The sequence below is a fragment of the Mesorhizobium sp. M0340 genome (genome assembly GCF_040321535.1).
GTDB lineage: Bacteria > Pseudomonadota > Alphaproteobacteria > Rhizobiales > Rhizobiaceae > Mesorhizobium.
Genome location: NZ_JAMYRR010000085.1, coordinates 1 through 524 on the forward strand (window position 1 = coordinate 1; position 524 = coordinate 524).

Genomic DNA, 524 nt, shown 5'->3' on the forward strand with positions numbered 1-524 from the left:
CCGGGCACGGGCAAGACCCATCTTGCAGTGAGCCTTGGCCGCGAGGCAATCCGCCAGAATTACAACGTGCAGTTCGTCACGGCAGCCACGTTGGTGGCGATGTTGGCCAAGGCCCACAGCGACGGCTCGCTCGACAAGCAGTTGACGATCCTGTCACGGCCGAAATTGCTGATCATCGACGAGCTCGGATATCTTCCCTTCGAGGCCAATGCCGCCCACCTCTTCTTCCAACTGGTGTCTCGCCGCTACGAGAAGGGATCGATCCTGATTACCTCCCACCGTTCGGTGGGTGAATGGGGGAGCGTTTTTGGAGATCCCGTGGTGGCCACGGCAATCTTGGATCGCCTGCTTCACCATTCAACGGTGATCACCATCAGGGGGGACAGCTACAGGCTGCGCGAAAAGCGACGGTCCGGCCTTCTGCAGAAGGTCGGCTCGGTGCCCGAAACAAACGAAACAGCAAACCAATGAAGGGGTCAGTTCTTCAGTTCGCCAAAGGGGTCAATTCCTGGATTCGTTTGACA

1 protein-coding gene is annotated in these 524 nt (G+C 58.2%); it reads left to right on the forward strand.

Going from position 1 to position 524, the window contains the following annotated elements; translation table 11 throughout:
- The coding region (locus tag NKI79_RS33165; protein ID WP_352807515.1) for an ATP-binding protein at positions 1–471 on the forward strand (471 nt) is incomplete at its 5' end.
- Positions 472–524: the final 53 nt, after the last annotated feature.